Source organism: Aliiglaciecola sp. 3_MG-2023 (assembly GCF_030548205.1).
Taxonomy (GTDB): Bacteria; Pseudomonadota; Gammaproteobacteria; order Enterobacterales; family Alteromonadaceae; genus Aliiglaciecola.
Window position 1 is genome coordinate 26,411 of the sequence record NZ_JAUORV010000008.1, and the last position, 20,145, is coordinate 46,555.

At 43.4% G+C, this 20,145-nt stretch carries 17 protein-coding genes; 13 read left to right on the top strand and 4 right to left on the bottom strand.

Annotated elements, in window-relative coordinates:
• Positions 1-2 precede the first annotated feature (2 nt).
• The 3 genes from Q4574_RS10675 to Q4574_RS10685 form a co-directional block, all read right to left on the bottom strand.
• Positions 3-1,730: a bifunctional protein-serine/threonine kinase/phosphatase gene (locus tag Q4574_RS10675; RefSeq protein ID WP_303474096.1), complete on the bottom strand. Its 1,728-nt coding sequence runs from the start codon at positions 1,728-1,730 to the stop codon at positions 3-5.
• Positions 1,717-2,583, bottom strand: coding sequence for a formate/nitrite transporter family protein (locus tag Q4574_RS10680; protein WP_216047004.1), 867 nt, complete (start codon positions 2,581-2,583; stop codon positions 1,717-1,719). The genes Q4574_RS10675 and Q4574_RS10680 overlap by 14 nt, the downstream gene beginning before the upstream one ends.
• A 403-nt stretch (positions 2,584-2,986) precedes the next feature.
• A complete protein-coding gene (locus Q4574_RS10685) occupies positions 2,987-5,389 on the bottom strand; it encodes a serine/threonine-protein kinase (RefSeq protein WP_303474097.1) in 2,403 nt (800 codons plus the stop codon).
• A 179-nt stretch (positions 5,390-5,568) separates the two neighbouring features.
• Between Q4574_RS10685 and Q4574_RS10690 the strand changes: the two genes are divergently transcribed.
• On the top strand, positions 5,569-6,177 hold the full coding sequence (locus tag Q4574_RS10690) for an ECF-type sigma factor (protein WP_303474099.1): 609 nt from the start codon (positions 5,569-5,571) through the stop codon (positions 6,175-6,177).
• Positions 6,178-6,187: 10 nt separating this feature from the next.
• Here the strand turns inward: Q4574_RS10690 and Q4574_RS10695 are convergent, their stop codons facing one another.
• Positions 6,188-7,090 (bottom strand): PEP-CTERM sorting domain-containing protein, encoded by a 903-nt coding sequence (locus Q4574_RS10695; protein WP_216047001.1) that lies wholly within the window; start codon positions 7,088-7,090, stop codon positions 6,188-6,190.
• An 811-nt stretch (positions 7,091-7,901) separates the two neighbouring features.
• Between Q4574_RS10695 and Q4574_RS10700 the strand changes: the two genes are divergently transcribed.
• The 12 genes from Q4574_RS10700 (at position 7,902) to Q4574_RS10755 (ending at position 20,139) form a co-directional block, all read left to right on the top strand.
• Positions 7,902-8,510 (top strand): DUF4255 domain-containing protein, encoded by a 609-nt coding sequence (locus tag Q4574_RS10700; RefSeq protein WP_303474101.1) that lies wholly within the window; start codon positions 7,902-7,904, stop codon positions 8,508-8,510.
• On the top strand, positions 8,507-9,310 hold the full coding sequence (locus tag Q4574_RS10705; RefSeq protein ID WP_303474102.1) for a hypothetical protein: 804 nt from the start codon (positions 8,507-8,509) through the stop codon (positions 9,308-9,310). The genes Q4574_RS10700 and Q4574_RS10705 overlap by 4 nt, the downstream gene beginning before the upstream one ends.
• Before the next feature lie 89 nt (positions 9,311-9,399).
• Positions 9,400-11,307 (top strand): phage tail sheath subtilisin-like domain-containing protein, encoded by a 1,908-nt coding sequence (locus Q4574_RS10710; RefSeq protein ID WP_303474103.1) that lies wholly within the window; start codon positions 9,400-9,402, stop codon positions 11,305-11,307.
• Positions 11,308-11,331: 24 nt separating this feature from the next.
• Positions 11,332-11,781: a phage tail protein gene (locus tag Q4574_RS10715; RefSeq protein WP_303474104.1), complete on the top strand. Its 450-nt coding sequence runs from the start codon at positions 11,332-11,334 to the stop codon at positions 11,779-11,781.
• 26 nt (positions 11,782-11,807) lie between these two features.
• Positions 11,808-13,883 (top strand): phage tail sheath C-terminal domain-containing protein, encoded by a 2,076-nt coding sequence (locus Q4574_RS10720; protein ID WP_303474105.1) that lies wholly within the window; start codon positions 11,808-11,810, stop codon positions 13,881-13,883.
• Positions 13,883-14,419, top strand: a complete 537-nt coding sequence (locus Q4574_RS10725) for a phage tail protein (RefSeq protein ID WP_303474106.1) — start codon at positions 13,883-13,885, stop codon at positions 14,417-14,419. The genes Q4574_RS10720 and Q4574_RS10725 overlap by 1 nt, the downstream gene beginning before the upstream one ends.
• Positions 14,420-14,449: 30 nt before the next feature.
• Complete coding sequence (locus Q4574_RS10730; RefSeq protein ID WP_303474107.1) at positions 14,450-15,931, top strand: hypothetical protein; 1,482 nt, start codon at positions 14,450-14,452, stop codon at positions 15,929-15,931.
• A complete protein-coding gene (locus Q4574_RS10735) occupies positions 15,928-16,098 on the top strand; it encodes a hypothetical protein (RefSeq protein WP_303474108.1) in 171 nt (56 codons plus the stop codon). Before Q4574_RS10730 ends, Q4574_RS10735 begins: the two co-directional genes overlap by 4 nt.
• Entirely contained in the window at positions 16,091-17,167 is a 1,077-nt protein-coding gene (locus Q4574_RS10740; protein WP_303474109.1) for a phage late control D family protein, read from the top strand. Before Q4574_RS10735 ends, Q4574_RS10740 begins: the two co-directional genes overlap by 8 nt.
• A 62-nt stretch (positions 17,168-17,229) precedes the next feature.
• Positions 17,230-17,889, top strand: coding sequence for a phage baseplate assembly protein V (locus Q4574_RS10745; protein WP_303474110.1), 660 nt, complete (start codon positions 17,230-17,232; stop codon positions 17,887-17,889).
• A gap of 7 nt (positions 17,890-17,896) precedes the next feature.
• Positions 17,897-19,741, top strand: a complete 1,845-nt coding sequence (locus tag Q4574_RS10750; protein ID WP_303474111.1) for a hypothetical protein — start codon at positions 17,897-17,899, stop codon at positions 19,739-19,741.
• On the top strand, positions 19,738-20,139 hold the full coding sequence (locus tag Q4574_RS10755) for a GPW/gp25 family protein (RefSeq protein WP_303474112.1): 402 nt from the start codon (positions 19,738-19,740) through the stop codon (positions 20,137-20,139). Before Q4574_RS10750 ends, Q4574_RS10755 begins: the two co-directional genes overlap by 4 nt.
• The last annotated feature ends 6 nt before the right edge of the window (positions 20,140-20,145 follow it).

Consider the following 20,145-nt stretch of genomic DNA (forward strand, 5'->3'; position numbering starts at 1 on the left):
CCTCAATTATTTAATAGATAGAGTAAATAGATGTTAAGGAGCGCTAGTAGGGCACTGAACCCTTGCCAAAAAAGCAGGGGACTGCGCTCCAATAGTGGCGCTTTATTTTGTTGTAGAAACAGTGAATTAGGATGGCGTAAATCGTGGATAAATTCAGATAACGCATCGTAGCGTTTGTAAGGATCCACTTGCAAAGCTTTACGTAAACACGCATCCACCCAACTTGGAATATGTCTTTGGGCATCTAAAACCGATTGATAATTTAGCTTTCTTTGCTGTGCAAAGGTACGGGTTTTGGCTATGTGGGTTTCGTATGGATAGCGACCACTTAACATGTAATAGGTTAAAACCCCTAACGAAAATAAATCTGAACGTTGGGTACCGACTTCACCTAAAAAATATTCAGGTGCCATATACAGGGCTGTTCCAGGAAATGCCAGTTTAAGCTGCTCACGTCCCAATTCTTCAATCCCTGCTACCATTGTAGAACCAAAATCGATGATTTTAACTGTGCCATTGAGGTCAATCATAATATTCTCAGGGCGTATATCCTGGTGTAGCATCTCTAAACGGTGAAACGCCTGCAAGCCACGTGCTACTTGTTCTATGATATCTCTAACGGTTTCTAAATCTGGGGTAGGGTTGTCGAGCAACCATTGTTGAAGGGATTGACCTTCAACGTATTCTGATAAAATGTAAAGATAGTTTTTTTGACGTTCAGTTTTAGGTGCTTTTAAAACGTGCACATTGTTAATACGACGAGATATCCATTCCTCTAAACAGAAACGTTCTAAATAACCATTGTCATCTTGTAAATCCACGGACGGCGTTTTTAAAACAACGGGCTTTCCCGTTTCCATATCATGCACCAAGTAAACATGACTGCGAGCGGAGTAATGGAGTTGCCGAATGACGTTAAACCCATCTATTTGTACACCAGGTTGTAAAGGTGGCGGTAGGGGCATCTGTTCAACTAAATCACTAACTGGGCTGGTGCTTTGATGGTTTAGCCCTTGTATTTGCAGGAGTTGCATTGTGATATTGTCGTCGCTACCTTTTTCTAGAACCTGCTTCCCTAAACATTCTGCCAGCGCATCATTAACGACAGATTGTTTATTTAGCTGGGCCAATAAAGTACTGGCGTCAATAAAATCATGAAAACCATCAGTGGATAGTAGTAGTGTATCCCCCTCTAACAGGGCAATTTGCTGGTAATCAATTTCAACAATATCGCCCATACCCAAGGCACGGCTGAGATAACTTTTGCCGGCAGCTGCGATTTGGCGATGGTCATTGGTTAACTGTTGTATGCTCCCTTGACGGCACAAATAAATTCGTGAATCTCCCACATGGAACAGGTGCGCGTAAGTGCCTTTAATTACCACTGCAGCAAAAGTACACACATAACCTTTGTCGGGATCGTATCGGTATTCACTTTGTTTACTATGGGCAAACAACCACGCATTTATGGAAGTGATAACACGCTTAGCAGAGGTTTCTACTGACCACGCATCCGAGGTCGAATAGTAATCGTGAAGAAAACTATTCACCGCTGCCTGGCTGGCGATATGGCTTACTTGACTGCTACTTATACCATCAGCCAAAGCCGCAGCAAATCCATTTAATTGGGCTTGCATTGGCGTGGGTGAAGCAAAGCCACAAAAATCCTGATTGTTAAGTTTTCGGCCAGCACTTGAGTACTGGCCGGTAACAATTTTAGTTGCTTGCATTTGGCGCAACAGTGCCAGACGCAATAGTTTCTGGAGAAACTTGAGCTACTTTTCGTTTCGAGCCAGTGCGAACATGAGTGGTATATAGTGTTAATCCAGTGAAGGCTAAACCACCGACAAGATTTCCTAATGCGGTTGGAATTTCATTCCAAATAAAGTAATCAACAACTGAAAATTCACCACCTAAAATCAGGCTGAATGGGAACAAAAACATGTTCACTACTGAATGCTCGAATCCCATAAAGAAGAACAAAAAGATCGGCATCCACATGGCGATTACCTTACCGCTTACATGGGTCGAAATCATTGCGCCCACTACGCCTAGAGATACCATCCAGTTACACAACATACCGCGAATAAATATAGTGAACCAACCCGCAGTACCATATTCAGCATAGCCTAGCGTTCTAGCTTCACCAATTGACGCTACTTTTTTACCGATGGCCCCTGGGTCAACATTAAAACCGTAGGTAAAAATAAATGCCATCATAAATGCAACGGTTAAAGCACCACCAAAGTTACCTAAAAATACCAATCCCCAATTACGTAATATGCCTTTTATGGTGACGCCAGGACGTTTATCGAGCCATGCTAATGGACATAAAACAAACACGCCGGTTAACAAATCAAACCCCATTAGATACAGCATGCAGAAGCCTACTGGGAATAAAATCGCGCCTAAAAGAAACATACCTGTTTGCACTGCAATAGTTATTGCAAATACCGCTGCTAAAGCGAGTATTGCGCCAGCCATATAACCGCGAATAAGTGTATCGCGAGTGGACATAAATATTTTTGATTCGCCTGCATCGACCATTTTAGTGACGAATTCTGCTGGAAGTAAATAAGCCATAAGTACCCTCGTAAAATTAGTGTTCAAATTTAATTGTTGTTTCTCATGCCAATACATCTGGCTTGTCGTTTTCTACAGGCAAAAAAAAACGTTCAAATTCCTATACAGTGCATAGGAAGTTGAACGCCTTTGTTCGAATATTGTGACCGTAGACTCTTCGTTGAGTTACATTTTACTAAAAGCAAAAAATACGCCAAGAAATAAATCTATGTAAATCAATACTTTAGTTTTCTGAGACCCTGAGGGTTGAGTGTTATTGGTGCAATCACTCCCTGTTTTAAATCAAAGATTCACAAAAGACTATTAATCAAGGTGAGTAAAAAGCAAACACAATCTAGGTCGTATATTGCGCCATTTAATTACTTTTAGGTAACAGCAAACTGCTGAAAATGAAGCTTCCTAACTAATCCAATAACCATTTCATGGTGGGTAAATCTTCTCCATTTCGACACTTTTCGATGGCAGAGGGTAAGCGAGTTGCTGCATTGTACATGTAACCACTGAGTTGTTTGTTTGCGACAAATGGGCGCAAAAGTTGCTCGGCAGTTTCGAGGCTGATGCAAGCATCGGTTAATCTATCTACATCTCGATACATGTAGGCTAGAATCAAATGGGAAAATGCCCAGGTAGAATATTGGGAAGGTTCGGGTTTAGCTTCTGCCAAGCGCTTTTGCTCTGCAACTATATCAATTTGTTGGGAAATCGCTTGTTCAAAGTCACCCATTTCCGCCAACAATTGTGATTTTGCTTCGCGCATTTGCATGGCAAGACGGGTAATAGAAGCATCACCTTCTTGCAAGGTTTTCAGCTTTTCTGTGGTTGCTGTGGCTTTATCCAAAAATTCTACCGACTGCTTTTGGTCATGTAAATTTGCTGCTGCTCCATAGGCGATGTAATTTGTCCAAGACAATAAATAGAGCAACATAGGGTCGTTGGGCTGATTAGCTTCCAGTGCGCTTAGCCGACGGTCCGCTTCACGAAAATATTGAATTGCTTCAACATTATTCCTGTCAATAAAATCGGCCATGGCCAACCAATAGAAGCTGTAGGCTTGGTCTTGCTTTGCAATTGCACGTTTTTGCATCGCCTTAGGCCATTGTTGGGTATCTTCCCTTAATCGATTGGCATTTTCCCGTAAGTATTGAGAATCACCAGCCTGATCTGCCCTTTCTAAATCGGTATATAACAAATTTCGTTGGGCCAGATACCAAAGTTCACTTCTTTTGGGATGGGGGACTGATTCCAGTAATTTTCGGCCTTGTGCAATAGTCTGCTGTGCAGCTACTAAATCACTATCATCGTGAACTAAAATCATCCCTTGTGCTGCCATCAACTCTACTTTCGTGGCTTTTACATCGGGTAAGTTGGGCGCCGACGACAGCAGTTCATCCAACATCACTTGGGCTGTAGATAAGTTAGCGCGAGAAATAGTCACATCACCCAAGTTAGGTTCGGCTGGCACGCCAAAAATACGCGCTAAACGAATATATCCTTGCGCCGTTTCAAGTTTGAGCTCAGCTGATGCATTTGCCTGTTTACTCAGGTTAGCCAGATATTGTTGTCCTCTATGGGCCAAGTCAGCACGAATGCTGGTGTTTCCAGCCACGCGTTTTAAATTATCGTACAAATCAAAAATTTGGTACTTTGCCAATGCTCTAACGTCATCGAATCGAGCTTGCGCCTGCACTAAATTTTGTTCGGCACGTTGATATTGATATATTGAGGTTCCCAACGCTGATAAAATTGCCACCAGTGCCAGTCCTGCAATCATTGACGCTTTAGTATGACGCTTAATAAACTTGCTAAATTTATAGCTGTTCGAAGTGGAGTAGGCGGTTACTGGGAATTGCTGTAAGTAGTTTTCTAGTTCGACTATTAACGCATTTACTGTTTGAAAACGGTGCTGTGGTAGCGCGGCTGTTGCTTGATTAATGATTGCTTGCAGTTCTTTTGGGATGCTGCGTTGTTTAAAAATAGCTTCCAGCAATTTACCTAAAGAATAGATATCAACTAAGGTGTTATTACCGTCACCTGTTGCACGTTCAGGAGCGGCAAAGCCTGGGGTAAAACTCATACTTGCTAACGAACTTGAAGCGTCAACATTGTCACTTCGATTCGATGTAGGTTTGGCGATACCAAAATCAATTAATTTTACTTCACCAGCTTTATCAACCAGTACGTTAGACGGAGTAATATCTCGATGAATGATCAGGTTTTGGTGCGCATAACGAACTGCTTCACAAGCTTTTATCAATAGTTGAATGCGTGTCGAATCGCTTAAGTTTTGTTGTTCGCACCACTTGGTTAGCGGCAACCCGTCAATATATTCCATCATAAAATACGGCATTTTTTGCGGTGTTTGTCCACCGTCGTAAAGTCTGGCTATATTGGGATGGTTGAGTTGCGCTAGGGTTTGTCTTTCCCGTTCAAATCGTTCGATCAGTTTCTCAGGTAACGCCTTAGTGCGTATCACTTTAATGGCGACATCATGTTCAAAGTCACCGCTGTCACGTTTTCCTTTGTAAACTGCTCCCATACCACCTTGGCCAATTAATTTGATTATTTTGTAAGCACCAATTTTTTCGGGCATATCAATCGTATCGGAATCCACATCGACCTTTCCGGTATGCATTACATTTTCGGAAATCTCATCTTTTTCTAACAGCTGCAAGACCCGATTTCGCAAGTTAGTATTTTTCCCTGTTTGCTCTGTTAGCCAATCACTGCGTTGTTCTTTAGGGATATCTAAAGAAGCTTCAAATAGTTGCATGGCTTGTAATTCAAATTGTGTTGATTCAGTGGTCATGGTTTTATCCCAGATAACGATCATTCGGGTTGCAATGGTTTTCAGTTTAAATCGTATATACAATTTAAATATTCGACATATATTACTGATTTTATTATTCTAAACTGAGCATCTATGAAATATATGCTATTTGGGTTTAGTTGCAATTGCTATTTAAGCAACAGTCTTTCGGAATAAACATGTCATCTTCTAGCTCTCATTCTAGCTCTAATACTGGCTCTGTTGAGCAAATGCTAGCTGCCTGGCGAGAGGGAGATATCAGCGCGCGCAACAGGCTTTTTGATGTGTTATACAACGAATTAACCCGCCTTTCTGCCTTTTGCCTACAACGTGAAGGTGGTGTTTCTTTATCTGCCGGCGATCTGGTGCATGAAGCTGCTATTCGTCTAGTTAATCTCGAACAAATAAAATGGCAAGATAAAGCCCACTTTTTAGCATTTTCTGCGCAAATTATGCGTCGCGTTTTAGTCGACCATGCCCGTAAAAAATACGCAGATAAACGCTCTCACCAAAAAGTAACTTTACTCACTAACCATTCTGCAGACCATGATCGTGATGATACTTTTAGTTTGTGCTTGCTCGATGATGCCCTCAACAAATTGGCCAATATCGACAAGTCACGGGCGCAAATAGTTGAAATGCGTTATTTTGGCGGCGTGTCCATTGATGAAATCGCCGCCGTAATAGGCACATCCCCTTCAACAATCAAGCGTAACTGGCGTGCATCTCGTGCTTGGTTGTTGAACGAGCTTGATATGCAAGATCAGATACCCGATGCCGAAACGTAATTTCATCGGCTTAGCTGACTATAAGCTTACGCCTGGTGAAGAACAGCGCAATTCCTGATGCAAATAACAACAAGGACTCAGGTTCTGGGATCTGACTAGGATCGCCGTCATCTACAGGCAGTTTAGCTAATCCCATAAAATCACCTGAACTAGAATAAGCATCCACTCCATCGGCAAAATTCATGTTGAATGACGCTGTGTGTAAGAAATCTGCATCGTAGGCCTCTAATCCGTCTCCGTAATCTGAATTAACAATTACATTGGTAAAAGCAAAAATATCGTAAACCTCGTAATCTGATGCAATCTCCACTGACCCCAACGCACTGGTAAATAGATCGTAGAAACTACTTTCTGCCTCAGCGTCAATAGAATCATAGGCTGAACTATACTCGTACAAAACGGGCGAAGAATCGTTAAAACCAGGCACAAAGTTATTCCACGATACTTCACCTGCATTATAGACCGCAATGCCTACATCATAAAAAATACCAGGTGATGTATCTACGCCTGGAATCAATGGTGCGCCCGCATACACCTCTAAGAAGCCTTCGATATCAAAGCCCACATCCCAGCTACTTCCTGCTCCATTTTTAATGGTCACTCTTTCACCAAAACTACCAAAAGTTTGCAGTCCATCTAAAGTTGACCCATATTCAGAGGAGTACATCTTTACGGTACCTTCACTTAGGTTAACAGTGGATTCTGAATATCCCGAAACACCTTGGCTAAGGGTGGCTTCAGTTTCACTATTTACCCTAATCCCATCTATTATTTCCCCTGCGCTTACTCTAAGGGCAGGTCTAACAAAGTAAGACGGATCATCGATTATGACAGCAGATATTGCCGGTTGAATAGCACAGACACTAAACAGTACTGCACTGCTTGTTCTTATAATGTGTTTTCTAAGTTCCATTTTCTTTCCTAATGTAAATAAATTTGCCTACTTAGTTTCCTTGCAGTACTCCAGTGTTAAACAACACAAACCTGCAAACTTCGTTTTAGTAACAGATATATTAGCGATCGAAAAAACCGCTATTTTAAGTAGGCGTAATTTTGAGAACTTAAGGTCAAAATATGTGCATTTTTTTAATAAAGAGATGTTAAAGAAAAATTTAAAACGGAATAAATGGATTTTATTGATATCAAATAGCCCCATAATAAAATTGTTTTGTAGCCTATAAGCAACACTCGTGGTCGTTTTAAAATAACCATTTTTTACTGGTTAAATGAGAACGCTACAACACTTCATATTTATCCTAAAAATTTTTCGATTTGTTCGGTTAACGAGAACGTAGTTTAGAACCAGTAGTAGTAAGGCTTGCCAACTTATGGGGATTGTTTCTGGTGTATACATTTGATCAAATTATGATCTTTTGGGTCGATATTAGGTTGCAATAAGTGATAAATCGCCTAATATTTAATCGATGGCAGTTTTAGGTTTTACCGCTTTAGATATAGGATTTTGCATTTCCTTCCTGAATTTATCTCGTAGTTAATAGCGAGCATTAAGAAAAAATACCCAAGGGTATTGTGATCAATATTTTTTAAATAGCAGTCTAGCAAATCTGTTCAAGTCGAGAGCATATGGAGCCTCGTGTGAATTGGGTGAGTTCATTGATCGTGGCATTTAATTAAAGTACGTGTCGATGCTCCTCAGATAAAGCTCTTATTTTTAAACAGGTTAATTGTTCAATGGATGAGACAATGTTTATGAGTGTACAGAAATGGCTGACTTTGCATCTGTAGCCGCGGTCGGAAGTAGTTTGGTACGGTTTTTAAGCCACTGCTTTGATCAACAGCAACCCATACCCGGTGGATCGAGTTCTACTGACACCACTGTTGTGCTTGCTCGAACCGAAGATTTAAATCTCGAAGATAATCCGCTTATCACACCACCATGCCTTGCTGTGTTTTTGTATCGAGTTGATTTTAACAGTACCAGCCGAGCAGCTTATTCGGGAAAAGCACTGGCTAAAGGTAGGGCGCATCTACCCTTAGAATTCCATTTCTTGATGATCCCATGGGGAATAACGGCAGACCAGGAGTATCGAATTCTTGGTAGAACCATGCAATGTTTAGAAGACAACCCGCTGTTAACCGGGCCCATGCTTGACCCTGTTACAAATTGGGCCAGTAATGACAGCATTCAATTGAGTTTAGAAGACTTATCCACCGAAGATTTGATGCGAATTTTTGATTCGCTCCCCGTTGATTATAAACTCTGTGTGCCTTACATGGCTAAAATGTTAGTGATGCATGGTCGTCGACAAGATCCACTGCGCGAAGTTGGGCTTGCAGATCAAATTCTCACCAGTGAAGTGGTGCAGCCATGACAGTTGCGTTATTCAATTCAGGTATTGTAGTGAATAAACGGCTACTACTTGGCATTTTACCCGTCGACGGGCTGACCCAAGGTGATTTGCCCTTTGCTGTCAACATTGAAGTGGAACAGCCCTCAGGTATTAAATTACTTAGGCATCCTTCAGGACGTTTTTCATTATCTTACCAAGCAGATTTAAGTCGCCCCATTCAAATACGAATATTTGATGCTTACCGTCGATACGTACCCCGTAGGCTATCTATTACGGTATTAACGTTGCAACAAATTTTGGACATAGAAGCGAACCAGCCAGAAGATTATTTGCAGTCACGACAGCGACGTCCGGTGATTTTTCCAGGAGCGGCTTACCCCATTAATGCTCGCTCGACCGGTTTGCGCGGCAAAGTTATCTTTGACAATGAACCTGTGCGTTGGTGTTTCATTGAATTACGTTCGCCAACTGATGCAAACACGATTTTAGCGAGAGCAAGAGGTGATGATCGCGGTGAATTTTTAATGCTTATTCCACCTAATGCAGTGCCCGATGAAAGTTTAAATCAAACTGTTTCGTTTGAACTGATGATTTATGGCCGGACTGCTTCGATGTTACCAACAAATAATAACCTGCAGGACCCATATTGGGACTTGCCCCTTGAAATGATTACTGCACCTCAAGCAAATGATCCCGTTAGCTCTGGAGCAGAGATCCCTCCCGAATACGTGGCATCACAAAGTGTCATTCCAATAGCATTTCAATTGAGTCAGATGATGTCGAGTCACGATGTAAACGACATTGTTTTTAACCCTCCTTAAAGAACCCAGAATGGTCAATTTAGGGAGTCAATACGCTGTAAAAACGATTTAAACATCGGAATAACCGATAGGAAAGGAGCACAAGAGCCATGCCAGAATATCTAGCCCCAGGCGTCTTTGTAGAGGAAGTTAGCTTTCGATCAAAATCAATCGAAGGTGTACCAACCAGCACCACTGGATTTGCCGGAATGGCGAAATGGGGGCCGGTTTGTTATCGCGAGCAGGGAATACAAGGGCCAACCAGTTGCGAACCAAGATTGATTACCAGTTTTACTGAATTTGAACGCGTTTATGGCGCGTTAGAAACCATTCTAATTGATGATGCAGGTTCGCCTGTACCACGCCTGCCTTATCTTGCCCATAGCGCCAGAGCATTTTTTGAAAATGGTGGCAAGCGGTTGTACGTATCCCGTGTATTCGCTCCTGGCACGGGTGCTGATTCGGCTGATTTTGATACCGCGGCGGATGCTTGGGGGATTGGTCGTGTATCCATCCCAATTGCGGGAAATCCAGACGCAATTTTGCAAGCCCGTTGGCCAGGTGAAATGGGAAATATGTTTGCCAAAGTGTTGGTTTCTCGGAGTAAAAATATTGCTTACGAAAATACCGATTTAAGTTTAGTGCAAGTACGAGGTGTACAAATTGGAGCTGTGGTTGAGGTGACCGCAGAGGCTGACTTGCCTGCACCAGTGGGCAATCAACCTTTGGATATCAATACCCTCAGAGTTGTCAGTATTGATGCTGATGGGACACAAACATTTCTCTCAGGAGTGGATGGCTCGCCCATAGCACTCAATGACACCGATGTAGTCCAACTGATCCAACTGCGCATCCAAGTCACAATTGGCAGTCAAATTAATGAATATGCTGAACTTGCTACAGATCCTGGACAAAAACGTTATTTAGGTCGAATTTTTGATATCGACAACCCGGAAGATCCCGATTGTCCATTTTGGTTTAACTGGCAGCCAACGGCAGGTAATGAGATTGCCGCTGCGCAGCTTGCAGTTGATCTTCGTGGAACGGAAGGGGCAGAGGAAATTTACGGATATCGATTTCAAGGTGGCAATGACGGCGTGATGGTGAGTCCTGATGATTTAGCTGGCAGCACAGCAGATCCAGATGATGCAAGTCTCAAGGCCACAGGTCTAGAAGCCTTAGCGGAAGTGGAAGATATCGCCATTGTTGCATTGCCCGACTCGGGTGATATGGGGTCAGCGTTAATCAGTCGCGTCGCCGCTCAAAACTTGGTATCTCATGCTGAACGAGAACGTTATCGAATTGCCGTCGTTGATGGACCAATTAATAGTTCATTAAATGATATTCGTGATTTTCGAGCGCAATTTGACAGTAAGTATGCGGCTTTATATTACCCTTGGATCAATATCTTTGATCCCAATGAACGCTTTTCACAAGGTACTCCTCCGCGTCAAATTGCATTACCTCCAAGCGGATTTATTACCGGCATTTACGCGCGAAACGATATTGAACGGGGTGTGCACAAAGCGCCTGCTAATGAAGTGATCCGCGGTTTAACGCGATTTGAATTGAATATTAATAAACCGCGGAACGAAGTGATTAATCCTGAAGGGATCAACGCACTACGTTATTTCGAAGGACGAGGTTTTAGGGTCTGGGGAGCGCGCACCATGAGCTCTGATCCTGAATGGAAATATGTCAATGTGCGTCGCTTATTTATCTTCATTGAAAACTCAATTGATCAAAGCAGCCAATGGGCGGTGTTTGAGCCAAATAACCGAATTCTCTGGGACAATATCCGGCGCATGGTAGAAGATTTTTTATTGGTTTTATGGCGCGATGGCGCACTTTTAGGGGCAAAACCAGAAGATGCATTTTTTGTACGTTGCGATCGAACCACTATGACTCAGAACGATTTGGATAATGGTCGCTTAGTTTGCTTAATAGGCATAGCGCCAGTCAAACCTGCCGAGTTTGTAATTTTCCGTATTGGTCAATATACAGCTGATGCAAGCTAACGAATTTATAAGAGGACAATTGTTATGGCGACATTTAGAGAAGATCCCTACAGCGCCTTTAATTTTTTAGTATCGCTGAATGATGGACAAGAATCCGAGTTAGTCGGTGGCTTTTCAGACGTGAGTGGCTTGGGGGTTGAAGTCAGTTATGCCGAGTACCGCAACGGTAACGAAAAAATCAATACGGTACGCAAAATTGCCAACACTTTTAAAGTGGATGATATCACCTTAAAACGCGGATTAATTGGCTCTACAGCGTTATGGGAATGGCTGACAAACGTGAGCGCAGGAGCCCATGAACCGCGTTTAGTGGTCATTACCTTACTGGATGAAGCAAGAGAAGCGGTAGCCAGTTGGGAATTGCGCAATGCCCAACCGAAAAAATGGACAGGGCCAACGTTGGCCGCCAAAGGCGGTGGCGAAGTGGCGATGGAAGAACTTAGCTTAGTCTGCGAAGGCTGTAAATACAGCTAAGTAGCTGGGTTTTTAGGAGATTCTCAATGGGCTTAGGCGTGTTACTTGGAGCACCCAATATTATATCCATAATGGATCGAACCCAAACTCAATTGGGTCAGGTCAAGATGGATGTGTGTGCCTTTGTGGGGGTTGCTCCTAAAGGGCCGTCAAGACGTCATCAAGTGTTCGCACATGAGCCATTGGACTTGCAAAGTATCGCCGATAACTGGCTACAAAGAGACAGAACGGTTGCGCTAAAGGTAACGAGTTGGGAACAGTTCAGACGCTTGTATGGTGGTTTCGAATCGCCAGGAAGATTGGTGTATGCGGTGGCAAACTTTTTTGAGCAAGGTGGTCAAGAAGCCTACATCTGCCGAATTGTTCATGAATATGAAGATGATGCAGTGAATCTTGATGCCGTAGCAAGTTGCATGCTCACAAACCTTAAAGCTGATGGCTCAAGCATAGGTTTAACTGCTAAAAACGAGGGCGTATGGGGAAATCAACTTAGCGCTGCTGCAGGTATTTCGTTAACGCCCATTGAGTTTTTAGTGGATAAAAGCAGTATTAATTCGATTTGTTTTGCCAGTACTCAAGGCCTTGAAAGAGGTGGTTTATTGCGCTTAGTTAATGACGATACCAGCAATCCAGGTACGCAATATTCTGAATATCGTTTTATTCATCAGTTTATCCGCCAAGGCGATGACCTTACGGCTTCCGAATATTGGAAATTGGATTTCAGTTCCGCACCTCTACTCAGTGTTCCAACAAAAATTGAATGGGTAGAAGGTCAGTTAAGTATTGTGGATAAAGCAACGGGTATAAGTGAAGAGTTTGCCAACTTAGGGCTTAGTCCAAGTCACCCACGCTTTATGGGGCGGGTGTTATTAACTGATTCGAACCTAGTTGATCCACAAATTGACTGGTTACTCAGTGAGATCTATCCACAGAGTTTAGATCCCTTCAACCAAAACCTTTTTTCCCTAAATAGTGTTAGCCAATTAGCAATTAATCCCAGTGCCTTTGCGGGAGGTGAAGATCGATATCAAGATATCACCCACTCAGATTTTTTTGATAAGCGATGGGTGTTAGGAGATGAACATTTTGGCAGTGGTGTGCATTGCCTGTCGAATTTGAAAGATTGTTCTGTTTTGGTGGTACCGGATTTGTATGCCCCAGAGCCGTTTGAAAAAGTCGACCACAATTTAGCTCCTGAATTGTTTTCAGGTGCTGATTTTGCACCTTGCATTGAAGAACAAACGGTAACCTTAGAGGTTGAAAAAGCCTTACCTTCCTTGCCTAAATTACGTTTAGATCCTCAGGATCCCCTAGATCGAGACGTTATTATCAGATTACAACAAGGGTTAGAGTCTTTCGCCAGTCAAATGAGAGAGTTTGTGGTTTTGCTCGATGTACCGCCGGCACAAACCCCAGAGCAAATTACCCAGTGGCGTTCTAAATTTAGTAGTGAATATTGTGCTGCGTATCATCCTTGGTTGAAAGTAAATGAATATAACGCGGATGGTCAAGTTGGTGACTCACCTAAAATAATTAATCCCTCAGCCGTGGCAGCCGGTGTTATCGCGGCCAGTGAACTGCAATATGGATTAACCCATGGCCCCGCCAATCGCCTGGCTAAATCGGTGTTTTCATTGCAAATAAAGGTCTCTGATAGCTTTCACGATCAATTACATCCATTAGGCATTAATGTCTTTGTGCAACAGCGAGATGGGATATGGCTTAGCGGTGCAAGAAGTATTAGTCATCAAAGGAAGTGGCGGCAATTGAGTGTGGTTAGATTGATGGTGATGTTGCGACGAGTGTTGTTGGAACAAATGCAGTGGGTGGTGTTTGAACCCAATACACCAGCATTATGGGTAGACGTAAAGTTCAAGCTGCAAAGTTTTTTAAAACAGCTATTTGTTGCCGGTGCGTTTAAAGGCAGCACCCCTGAACAGGCCTATTTTGTGCGTTGTGATGAATCCCTAAATAGCCCCCAAGTTATCGATTCGGGCAGATTAGTGGCACATATTGGCGTGGCACCAGCAGAGCCATTGGAATACCTCATTCTACAGTTTAGTCGTGAGGCTGATGGCTCGTTAAAAATGGTGAGTAAATAATGGAACGCCGATTTTTACTATCCAATTTCAACTTTGAAATTAGCTTAATTAAAGCAGCCAATATTGAGTCTGGTAGTAACCTTGCCCCCAATCCAAATACCCAAGGTAAAGATGTGCTTGGAGATGGTGGTTTTGCAGAATGTAGCGGTTTAGAAATTCAAATGGATGTTCAGCAAATTCAGGAAGGTGGACGAAATGATGGCGTTATTCAACAAGTTGGCTACGCAAAATATCAAAATTTAGTGCTTAAAAGAGGCATGTTTTATAACAGTGATAACAAGCTTGCAATGGATGTTTGGGAGTGGATCCAAGCGGTGGTAAGTGGCAGCCTTCCGGTAACTCGATATGACGGCATTATTAAAGTCTATGGGCATCGTCCAAGTCCATCTAAAGATGCTCCAATCATCGCAACATGGGCGTTTGATCGGGCCTTGCCTACAAAAGTCAGTGGCCCATCTTTGAATGCAAAAAGTGGCGATGTGGCATTAGAAGAATTGCACCTAGCCCATGAAGGGTTGCGGATGTTATTCGATTGATCATGTAAATAATATTAGAGGGCAGGTTAAGTGAGTAATTTAGTTAAGGCGACACTGCAAAAGGTATTGGCAGACGAGGCGGAAACCGAAGATGGTGACGCTTTTCCTGTGCAATTTAATCCATCCTCATTAAAAATTCGCATCACCAATCAAGTGGAAGGCGGTCGTTCTGCTGCCAGACAAGTCCGTCAACAAACCGGAAACAGTTCTCGTGTGCTGACCATGGAATTGGTTTTTGATACTGCTGATGAAGGCAGCCAAGATTCGCCAGTTTCGGTTCGACAGAAAACCAAACAACTGGAACAGTTTATATCCACACCTGAAAATAACCCTGATCCACCGCCTAAATTGAAGTTTAATTGGGGGGACCTTACGGTTGTCGGCATTGCAGATAGTATTGATGTCAGTCTGGAACACTTTGCCGCTAACGGTTATCCATTACGAGCCAAAGTTAATTTAAGTATAAAGGAACAAGATCCGACTATCGTTTTTAAACCCGCAGACAGAGGAACCGGCAACGCACAAAGTCCCGGTGAGAATTCCAGTTTGCCAGGGGCGGGAACGAATTCGGGATTTTCGGCAGGTATCAGTGTTGGCGCGGGAATCGGTCTGTCAGCAGGCATTGGTGTGAGTGCAGGTTTTGGCGTCAGTGCGGGCATCAGCGCCGGCGTTGGTGTATCTGCTGGGGCAAAAGTCGGTTTTGCTTTAGAAGGGGAGATGGTCGCTGAGTTTGCCGCGAGAATGGGCGTGGATCCTGCTGCGTGGCGAAGTTTGGAGGTAGATTCAAATAGCGGCGGAAGTCTTGCTGCTGGTAGTCAAATTGCCTTCAATTCGAACACTAATACAAGTCCTGGAATAGGCGTGAGTAGTGGTGTAAACGCCGAGGCGGATGTAAACCAAAAAGCGTCTTCAGGGCTAAACTTGGCAAGTGTTGAAGCAACGAACTCTTTTAAAAACAACGGTGATGCTGACTCAGCAGGTAAAGCAATCTCAACTCTTGGTGGAATTGAGGCAACGATAAATGGCGTGAAACTACAAAATAGTCAAGGGCAAATAGAAAAGAGTGTATCGGCATTTGGCATCAGCAACGATTTGTTAAGTAAGGTTAATGCAGTAGCAGGAAAAGCCGTTGACGAAGCTGGAATAAATCAATCAATCTCCCGCTCTCCACTGGTGCGAAAGCAGGATTCAGATGTTGCTCAATCTTCCAATGGCGTTGCCCAGCAGTCTAGTTTGCTAGATCAAAGGGCAATGACCTATGGTCAGGGGATCCCGTTAGAGCCTATGTTCGGCGTGTCGCAAACCCAAAGTGTTCAGAAAGTGTATGCAAACCGCGATCTTGCCATTGATCGCCATGCCCAAGGTGTCCCTTTCACTTCCAATGCTTCAACCCCGTCTTGGATAGCCTTACCTCAAAGAGATGCGTTACGACAAGCTATTGATTCTCAATCCCAGAGCAATTCGAGTTCGGGCTTTTCGCGAGCATGCCAATGTACAGGAGCCTCTAAATGACAGCGTATATTGATCGAATTGTAACCGAAGTCGTGGTTCAGCCAGAGTCTGAGCAAGGTAAACAGGAGACCGACAACCGTTGGTTGGAGCAGCAAAAAATTGAAGCCACTGTTAAACGCCAATTTACCCTATCACAACGAACTAGAGCGGAAGGTCTGGATGATTGATGAGTTTCTATTTAATGCCAGACCAGCATTTAATGTCGACGGTGAAGACATAAGTGAATTGATCCGAGATGTGGTGTATTTGAGTGTGAAAGAGGGCTTGGACGGCATGAAAACCCTGGTCGCAAGGTTTACTGCCATTGGGCCTGTAGAAGGACAAGAAACCGAAAATTTATTGTATTTAGATGGACGCTATTTGGATTTTGGCAAACGGGTCAAAGTGGCTATTGGTGCAGGTAGTTGGCAGCGAATTATTTTTGATGGCTATATCAGTGCGTTGGAAATTCAGTTTGAAGAAGGACTATATCCTGAGTTCAGTTTTTGTGCAGAAGATCGATTAATGGATTTACGGATGATCCGTCGTTCAAAAACGTATATTGAAATGAGCGACCAGCAAATTGTCCAGGAAATCGCCAATGAACATGGTTTACAAAGTGAGGTAGATGCGAGTGGGCCAACTTATGACCAGATTCAGCAATGCAATATGAGCGACCTTGCGTTTTTGCGGGAAAGAGCTCGTTTGCTGCAGGCTGAAGTGTGGTTAGAGGGGGAAACCTTACATTATAAAACCCGAGATAAACGCAGTGGCACTAGTTTGACCTTGATTCGTGGCACTGACTTGAGTCAGGTGCGGATAAGTGCCGATCTAGCCCATCAAAAAACCAAAGTGCAGATAGCTGGATATGACGCTACTCAGGCCCAAGCCATTGATGAATCGGCAGATGATGCAGCCATTAGCAGTGAAATTGCTGGGGGGCGCTCGGGAGTCAGTATTTTACAAAACGCCTTTGGTGAGCGCACTACTAAACGGGTTATGGAAGTGCCTTTGGAGGCTGAAGAGGCATCAACTTGGGCCTTGGCTGAAATGCAGCGCCGAGCCCGACAATTTGTCACCGTTAATGGGATTTCCGTAGGGGCTCCAGATATCGTCGTAGGCAGTACCATTCGCCTGGAAAAAGTGGGGGCACCGTTTTCCGGAGATGGTTATTACGTGACCAAGCTTGAGCATTTATACACGTTGGCAGATGGTCACCAAACTCATTTTGAAGCCCAGCGAGCATTTATTAATTAATAATTTGGTAGTACTTACACTGAATTTTATTGAGAAAAGAGCATGCATTTTAGGAGTGATAGATGACTAATCAATACGCGCCAGATGGCGGCAGGCAGCGCTATTTTGGCGTTTATCCAGCGATAGTTGTAAATATTGTGGATCCGCAAAATTTGGGCAGAGTGTTAGTAACATTTCCTTGGTTAAGTGATTCATCTGTTGAGGCGTGGAGCACACTAACTACCCCTTATGCTGATGATGAGCAAGGGTTACAGATTATGCCTGAAGTGGATTCTCAAGTTGTTGTGGCGTTTGAAGCTGGAAATTTGCGTCGTCCTTATATTATCGGTTCTTGTTGGAATGGTGCGGCTGTACCACCGCAACAACCAGAGGATGCTAATAATATTCGTACTTTAAAAACTCGTTCAGGAAGTGAACTGACATTTGATGATAGTGAAGGTGCGAGCAAAATAACCTTAAAAACTTCTGGTGGCCATGAATTGGTATTGGATGAGGCATCAAGTGCCATCACCTTGACCCATTCAAGTGGTCACAAAATCGAATTTTCTGCATCGGGAGCCATCGAAATTACCGCGAATTCTACGGTGGAACTCAATGCCGCGGCATTTAATGTGCACGCACCAGTGGCAAATTTTGACGGCATTATCAACTGTACCACTATGATCGCCAGTGCCGCCGTGGTGTCTCCTTCCTATACGCCCGGAGTGGGTAACTTATGGTAACGCAGCTATGTTAGATACAGCAGAACATCCTTGGAAACTCGTTGCTCCCTGGTACCGACCTTCTTCATTAGGGGGCTATACCGACAGTAATACGGCCATAAACCGTTTTTCTGCGCCGATCATCCAAAAGTATGCAGATACTAATTTTGCCAATAATCTTGTGGATGAACCTCAACATTCATTGCGTTTCAATAGTGAAGATTTTGTGCAACCTGTGAGTACCAACCCTAATCAGGTGATCACCCCCATAGAGCATGCGCAGTCTCTTTCACCGTTAAAGTTGTATTTAGACACCCACAGTCGATTTTACGTGGTGATGTGTGAATTACATTGTGATGTAGCTGGCTTTCCTCAGGTTACCCGCGACAAAGTGTGTGAAGCTGGATTTGTAGTCCGTCGTCGTGTTCCCATTATCAGCCCCGAATTGAAAGATAAAGTGAACACCTTATTGGCTCAACGAAGTCAACTGCAAAATGACCTTAATAAAATTAATATCCAAACAAAAACGGCGCAATTAAATGAAGATCAGGACAGCATCAATATTAGTCGTCTATTCAAAACTAACAGTGCACGTTTGTTCTCTGGCTTGCAGTCAGGTACAACGGAAAATCTGACGCAAAAATTGCAAGATATATCAACGCAGCTAACTCAAATGACCGCAACAGGAGACATTAAGGTCGAGCTGCAAGGCTGGTTGCCCAGCGATCTAAAGGGGGTAGGAAACTGGCAAGCAACTGAAGAAACACCTGAACAACTGATTGAACAAGTGATCCCTCTGTACCCATTAATTGCCGATCCCACCAAATCCGAGCATTCAGCCCATGGCAGAACCCTGTGGTTTGGAGTGATACCCACTAGTTTAGGTGACGTGGATGGCAATAATAATCCTAGGTTTGATGATTCAGATCTTTACGAGATTCGTTGCTTTGTGCGTCGGCATCATAGCCAATTTCCTAGGCAAACCAATCACAGTGATTGTTGTGGTGATTTGATTTGGAGTCAACCGACAGAAAGTTATCAAATCGCGGCGCATTTTGATTTAGATGGCACTAGTCATCGACCAGTGAACATCAAACTCCCAGATTTACCGGCAATTCGCGAGCAAGTGAACAATGCCCCCCCAGGTCGTGGAGCAAATGCGCGTATTATTGCGCCGCCAGAATCATCCCTTAATTTTGCTACTGATAACATGGATATGCCCCAAGGCGGCGAGCCATTGACTCGGGCTGGTCAGCAAATCTGTTTCTTCTCAATTTTTTTATTTTTTATTGTGGCTATGTTTTTGTTTCGGCTGTTTTTACCGATTTTACTGTTCATTTTCAATTTATGGTTTTTGCTAAAACTAAAATTTTGTATTCCTCCCTCGTTTCAGTTTGATGCAGGTTTAGTGGCTAGCTTGGACTTCGATGGTTCTTTTGGCGCTGATTTTGATGCTTCAATCGAAGCCCATGTCGAACTGATGACTGACTTTACAGCCGATCTCGCTGTTCAAGTGGCGGTTGAAGGCCCCGATTTAGAGGCTAAATTTGATCAGCCTAATTTCAGTATCACCGTAAATAAGGGCAAAGATAACGAAAAAACCTACACGGATGAAGCTACTTTAGCTAACGATTTAGGGTTGATGATCGCCAATGGAATAAATGCCAGTGATGACATGCGAACTAATATGAAAAATGGGGGGGATAGCCCTGGTTTAAGCAGTCTTAACATAAATGAATTGGCGGGTATTTTTGTGGCAATGCAAACAGAATATGAAGAGGTTAAACATCCTGAATTAGCAGGGACACTGGTCACTCCAGAAAGTGGTTTAGTGTATTTCTCAAAAGTTGCATTCAGTAAGGAGGCTTCATGAGTCAGTCTTCACCGCTCAAGGCATTTCTAGGTAAAGGATGGGCATTTCCTATTCAACCCAATCAAACTGACAAAACTATCGCGTATGCAGAGGGGGCTGAGAAAGTGCGGCAGTCAATTTGGATGATTTTACAGACTGAGCCAAAAGAACGAATTATGCGACCTAATTTTGGATGCGGTTTACGACGTTATTTAATGCAACCAAACAATTCAGCTACTTGGGCAGGAATTCAGCGCGATATTGAACGTGCCCTGAGTCGTTGGGAGCCTAGAATAAAGCTCGAGGAAGTCAATGTGAATGGTGGCGATGATCCATCTGTGGCAATGATCAGCATTCAATATTCTCATGTTCAGGACGGAAGTCGAGAGAACCTTGTATTTCCCTTTTATCTGGAGTAGCTAAGG

What these genes read in the sequence shown, in the direction of transcription:
- Q4574_RS10675 (WP_303474096.1), bottom strand. Translation starts at nt 1,730, where the DNA reads ATGCAAGCAACTAAAATTGTTACCGGCCAGTACTCAAGTGCTGGCCGA.
- Q4574_RS10680 (WP_216047004.1), bottom strand. Translation starts at nt 2,583, where the DNA reads ATGGCTTATTTACTTCCAGCAGAATTCGTCACTAAAATGGTCGATGCA.
- Q4574_RS10685 (WP_303474097.1), bottom strand. Translation starts at nt 5,389, where the DNA reads ATGACCACTGAATCAACACAATTTGAATTACAAGCCATGCAACTATTT.
- Q4574_RS10690 (WP_303474099.1), top strand. Translation starts at nt 5,569, where the DNA reads ATGTCATCTTCTAGCTCTCATTCTAGCTCTAATACTGGCTCTGTTGAG.
- Q4574_RS10695 (WP_216047001.1), bottom strand. Translation starts at nt 7,090, where the DNA reads ATGGAACTTAGAAAACACATTATAAGAACAAGCAGTGCAGTACTGTTT.
- Q4574_RS10700 (WP_303474101.1), top strand. Translation starts at nt 7,902, where the DNA reads ATGGCTGACTTTGCATCTGTAGCCGCGGTCGGAAGTAGTTTGGTACGG.
- Q4574_RS10705 (WP_303474102.1), top strand. Translation starts at nt 8,507, where the DNA reads ATGACAGTTGCGTTATTCAATTCAGGTATTGTAGTGAATAAACGGCTA.
- Q4574_RS10710 (WP_303474103.1), top strand. Translation starts at nt 9,400, where the DNA reads ATGCCAGAATATCTAGCCCCAGGCGTCTTTGTAGAGGAAGTTAGCTTT.
- Q4574_RS10715 (WP_303474104.1), top strand. Translation starts at nt 11,332, where the DNA reads ATGGCGACATTTAGAGAAGATCCCTACAGCGCCTTTAATTTTTTAGTA.
- Q4574_RS10720 (WP_303474105.1), top strand. Translation starts at nt 11,808, where the DNA reads ATGGGCTTAGGCGTGTTACTTGGAGCACCCAATATTATATCCATAATG.
- Q4574_RS10725 (WP_303474106.1), top strand. Translation starts at nt 13,883, where the DNA reads ATGGAACGCCGATTTTTACTATCCAATTTCAACTTTGAAATTAGCTTA.
- Q4574_RS10735 (WP_303474108.1), top strand. Translation starts at nt 15,928, where the DNA reads ATGACAGCGTATATTGATCGAATTGTAACCGAAGTCGTGGTTCAGCCA.
- Q4574_RS10740 (WP_303474109.1), top strand. Translation starts at nt 16,091, where the DNA reads ATGATTGATGAGTTTCTATTTAATGCCAGACCAGCATTTAATGTCGAC.
- Q4574_RS10745 (WP_303474110.1), top strand. Translation starts at nt 17,230, where the DNA reads ATGACTAATCAATACGCGCCAGATGGCGGCAGGCAGCGCTATTTTGGC.
- Q4574_RS10750 (WP_303474111.1), top strand. Translation starts at nt 17,897, where the DNA reads ATGTTAGATACAGCAGAACATCCTTGGAAACTCGTTGCTCCCTGGTAC.
- Q4574_RS10755 (WP_303474112.1), top strand. Translation starts at nt 19,738, where the DNA reads ATGAGTCAGTCTTCACCGCTCAAGGCATTTCTAGGTAAAGGATGGGCA.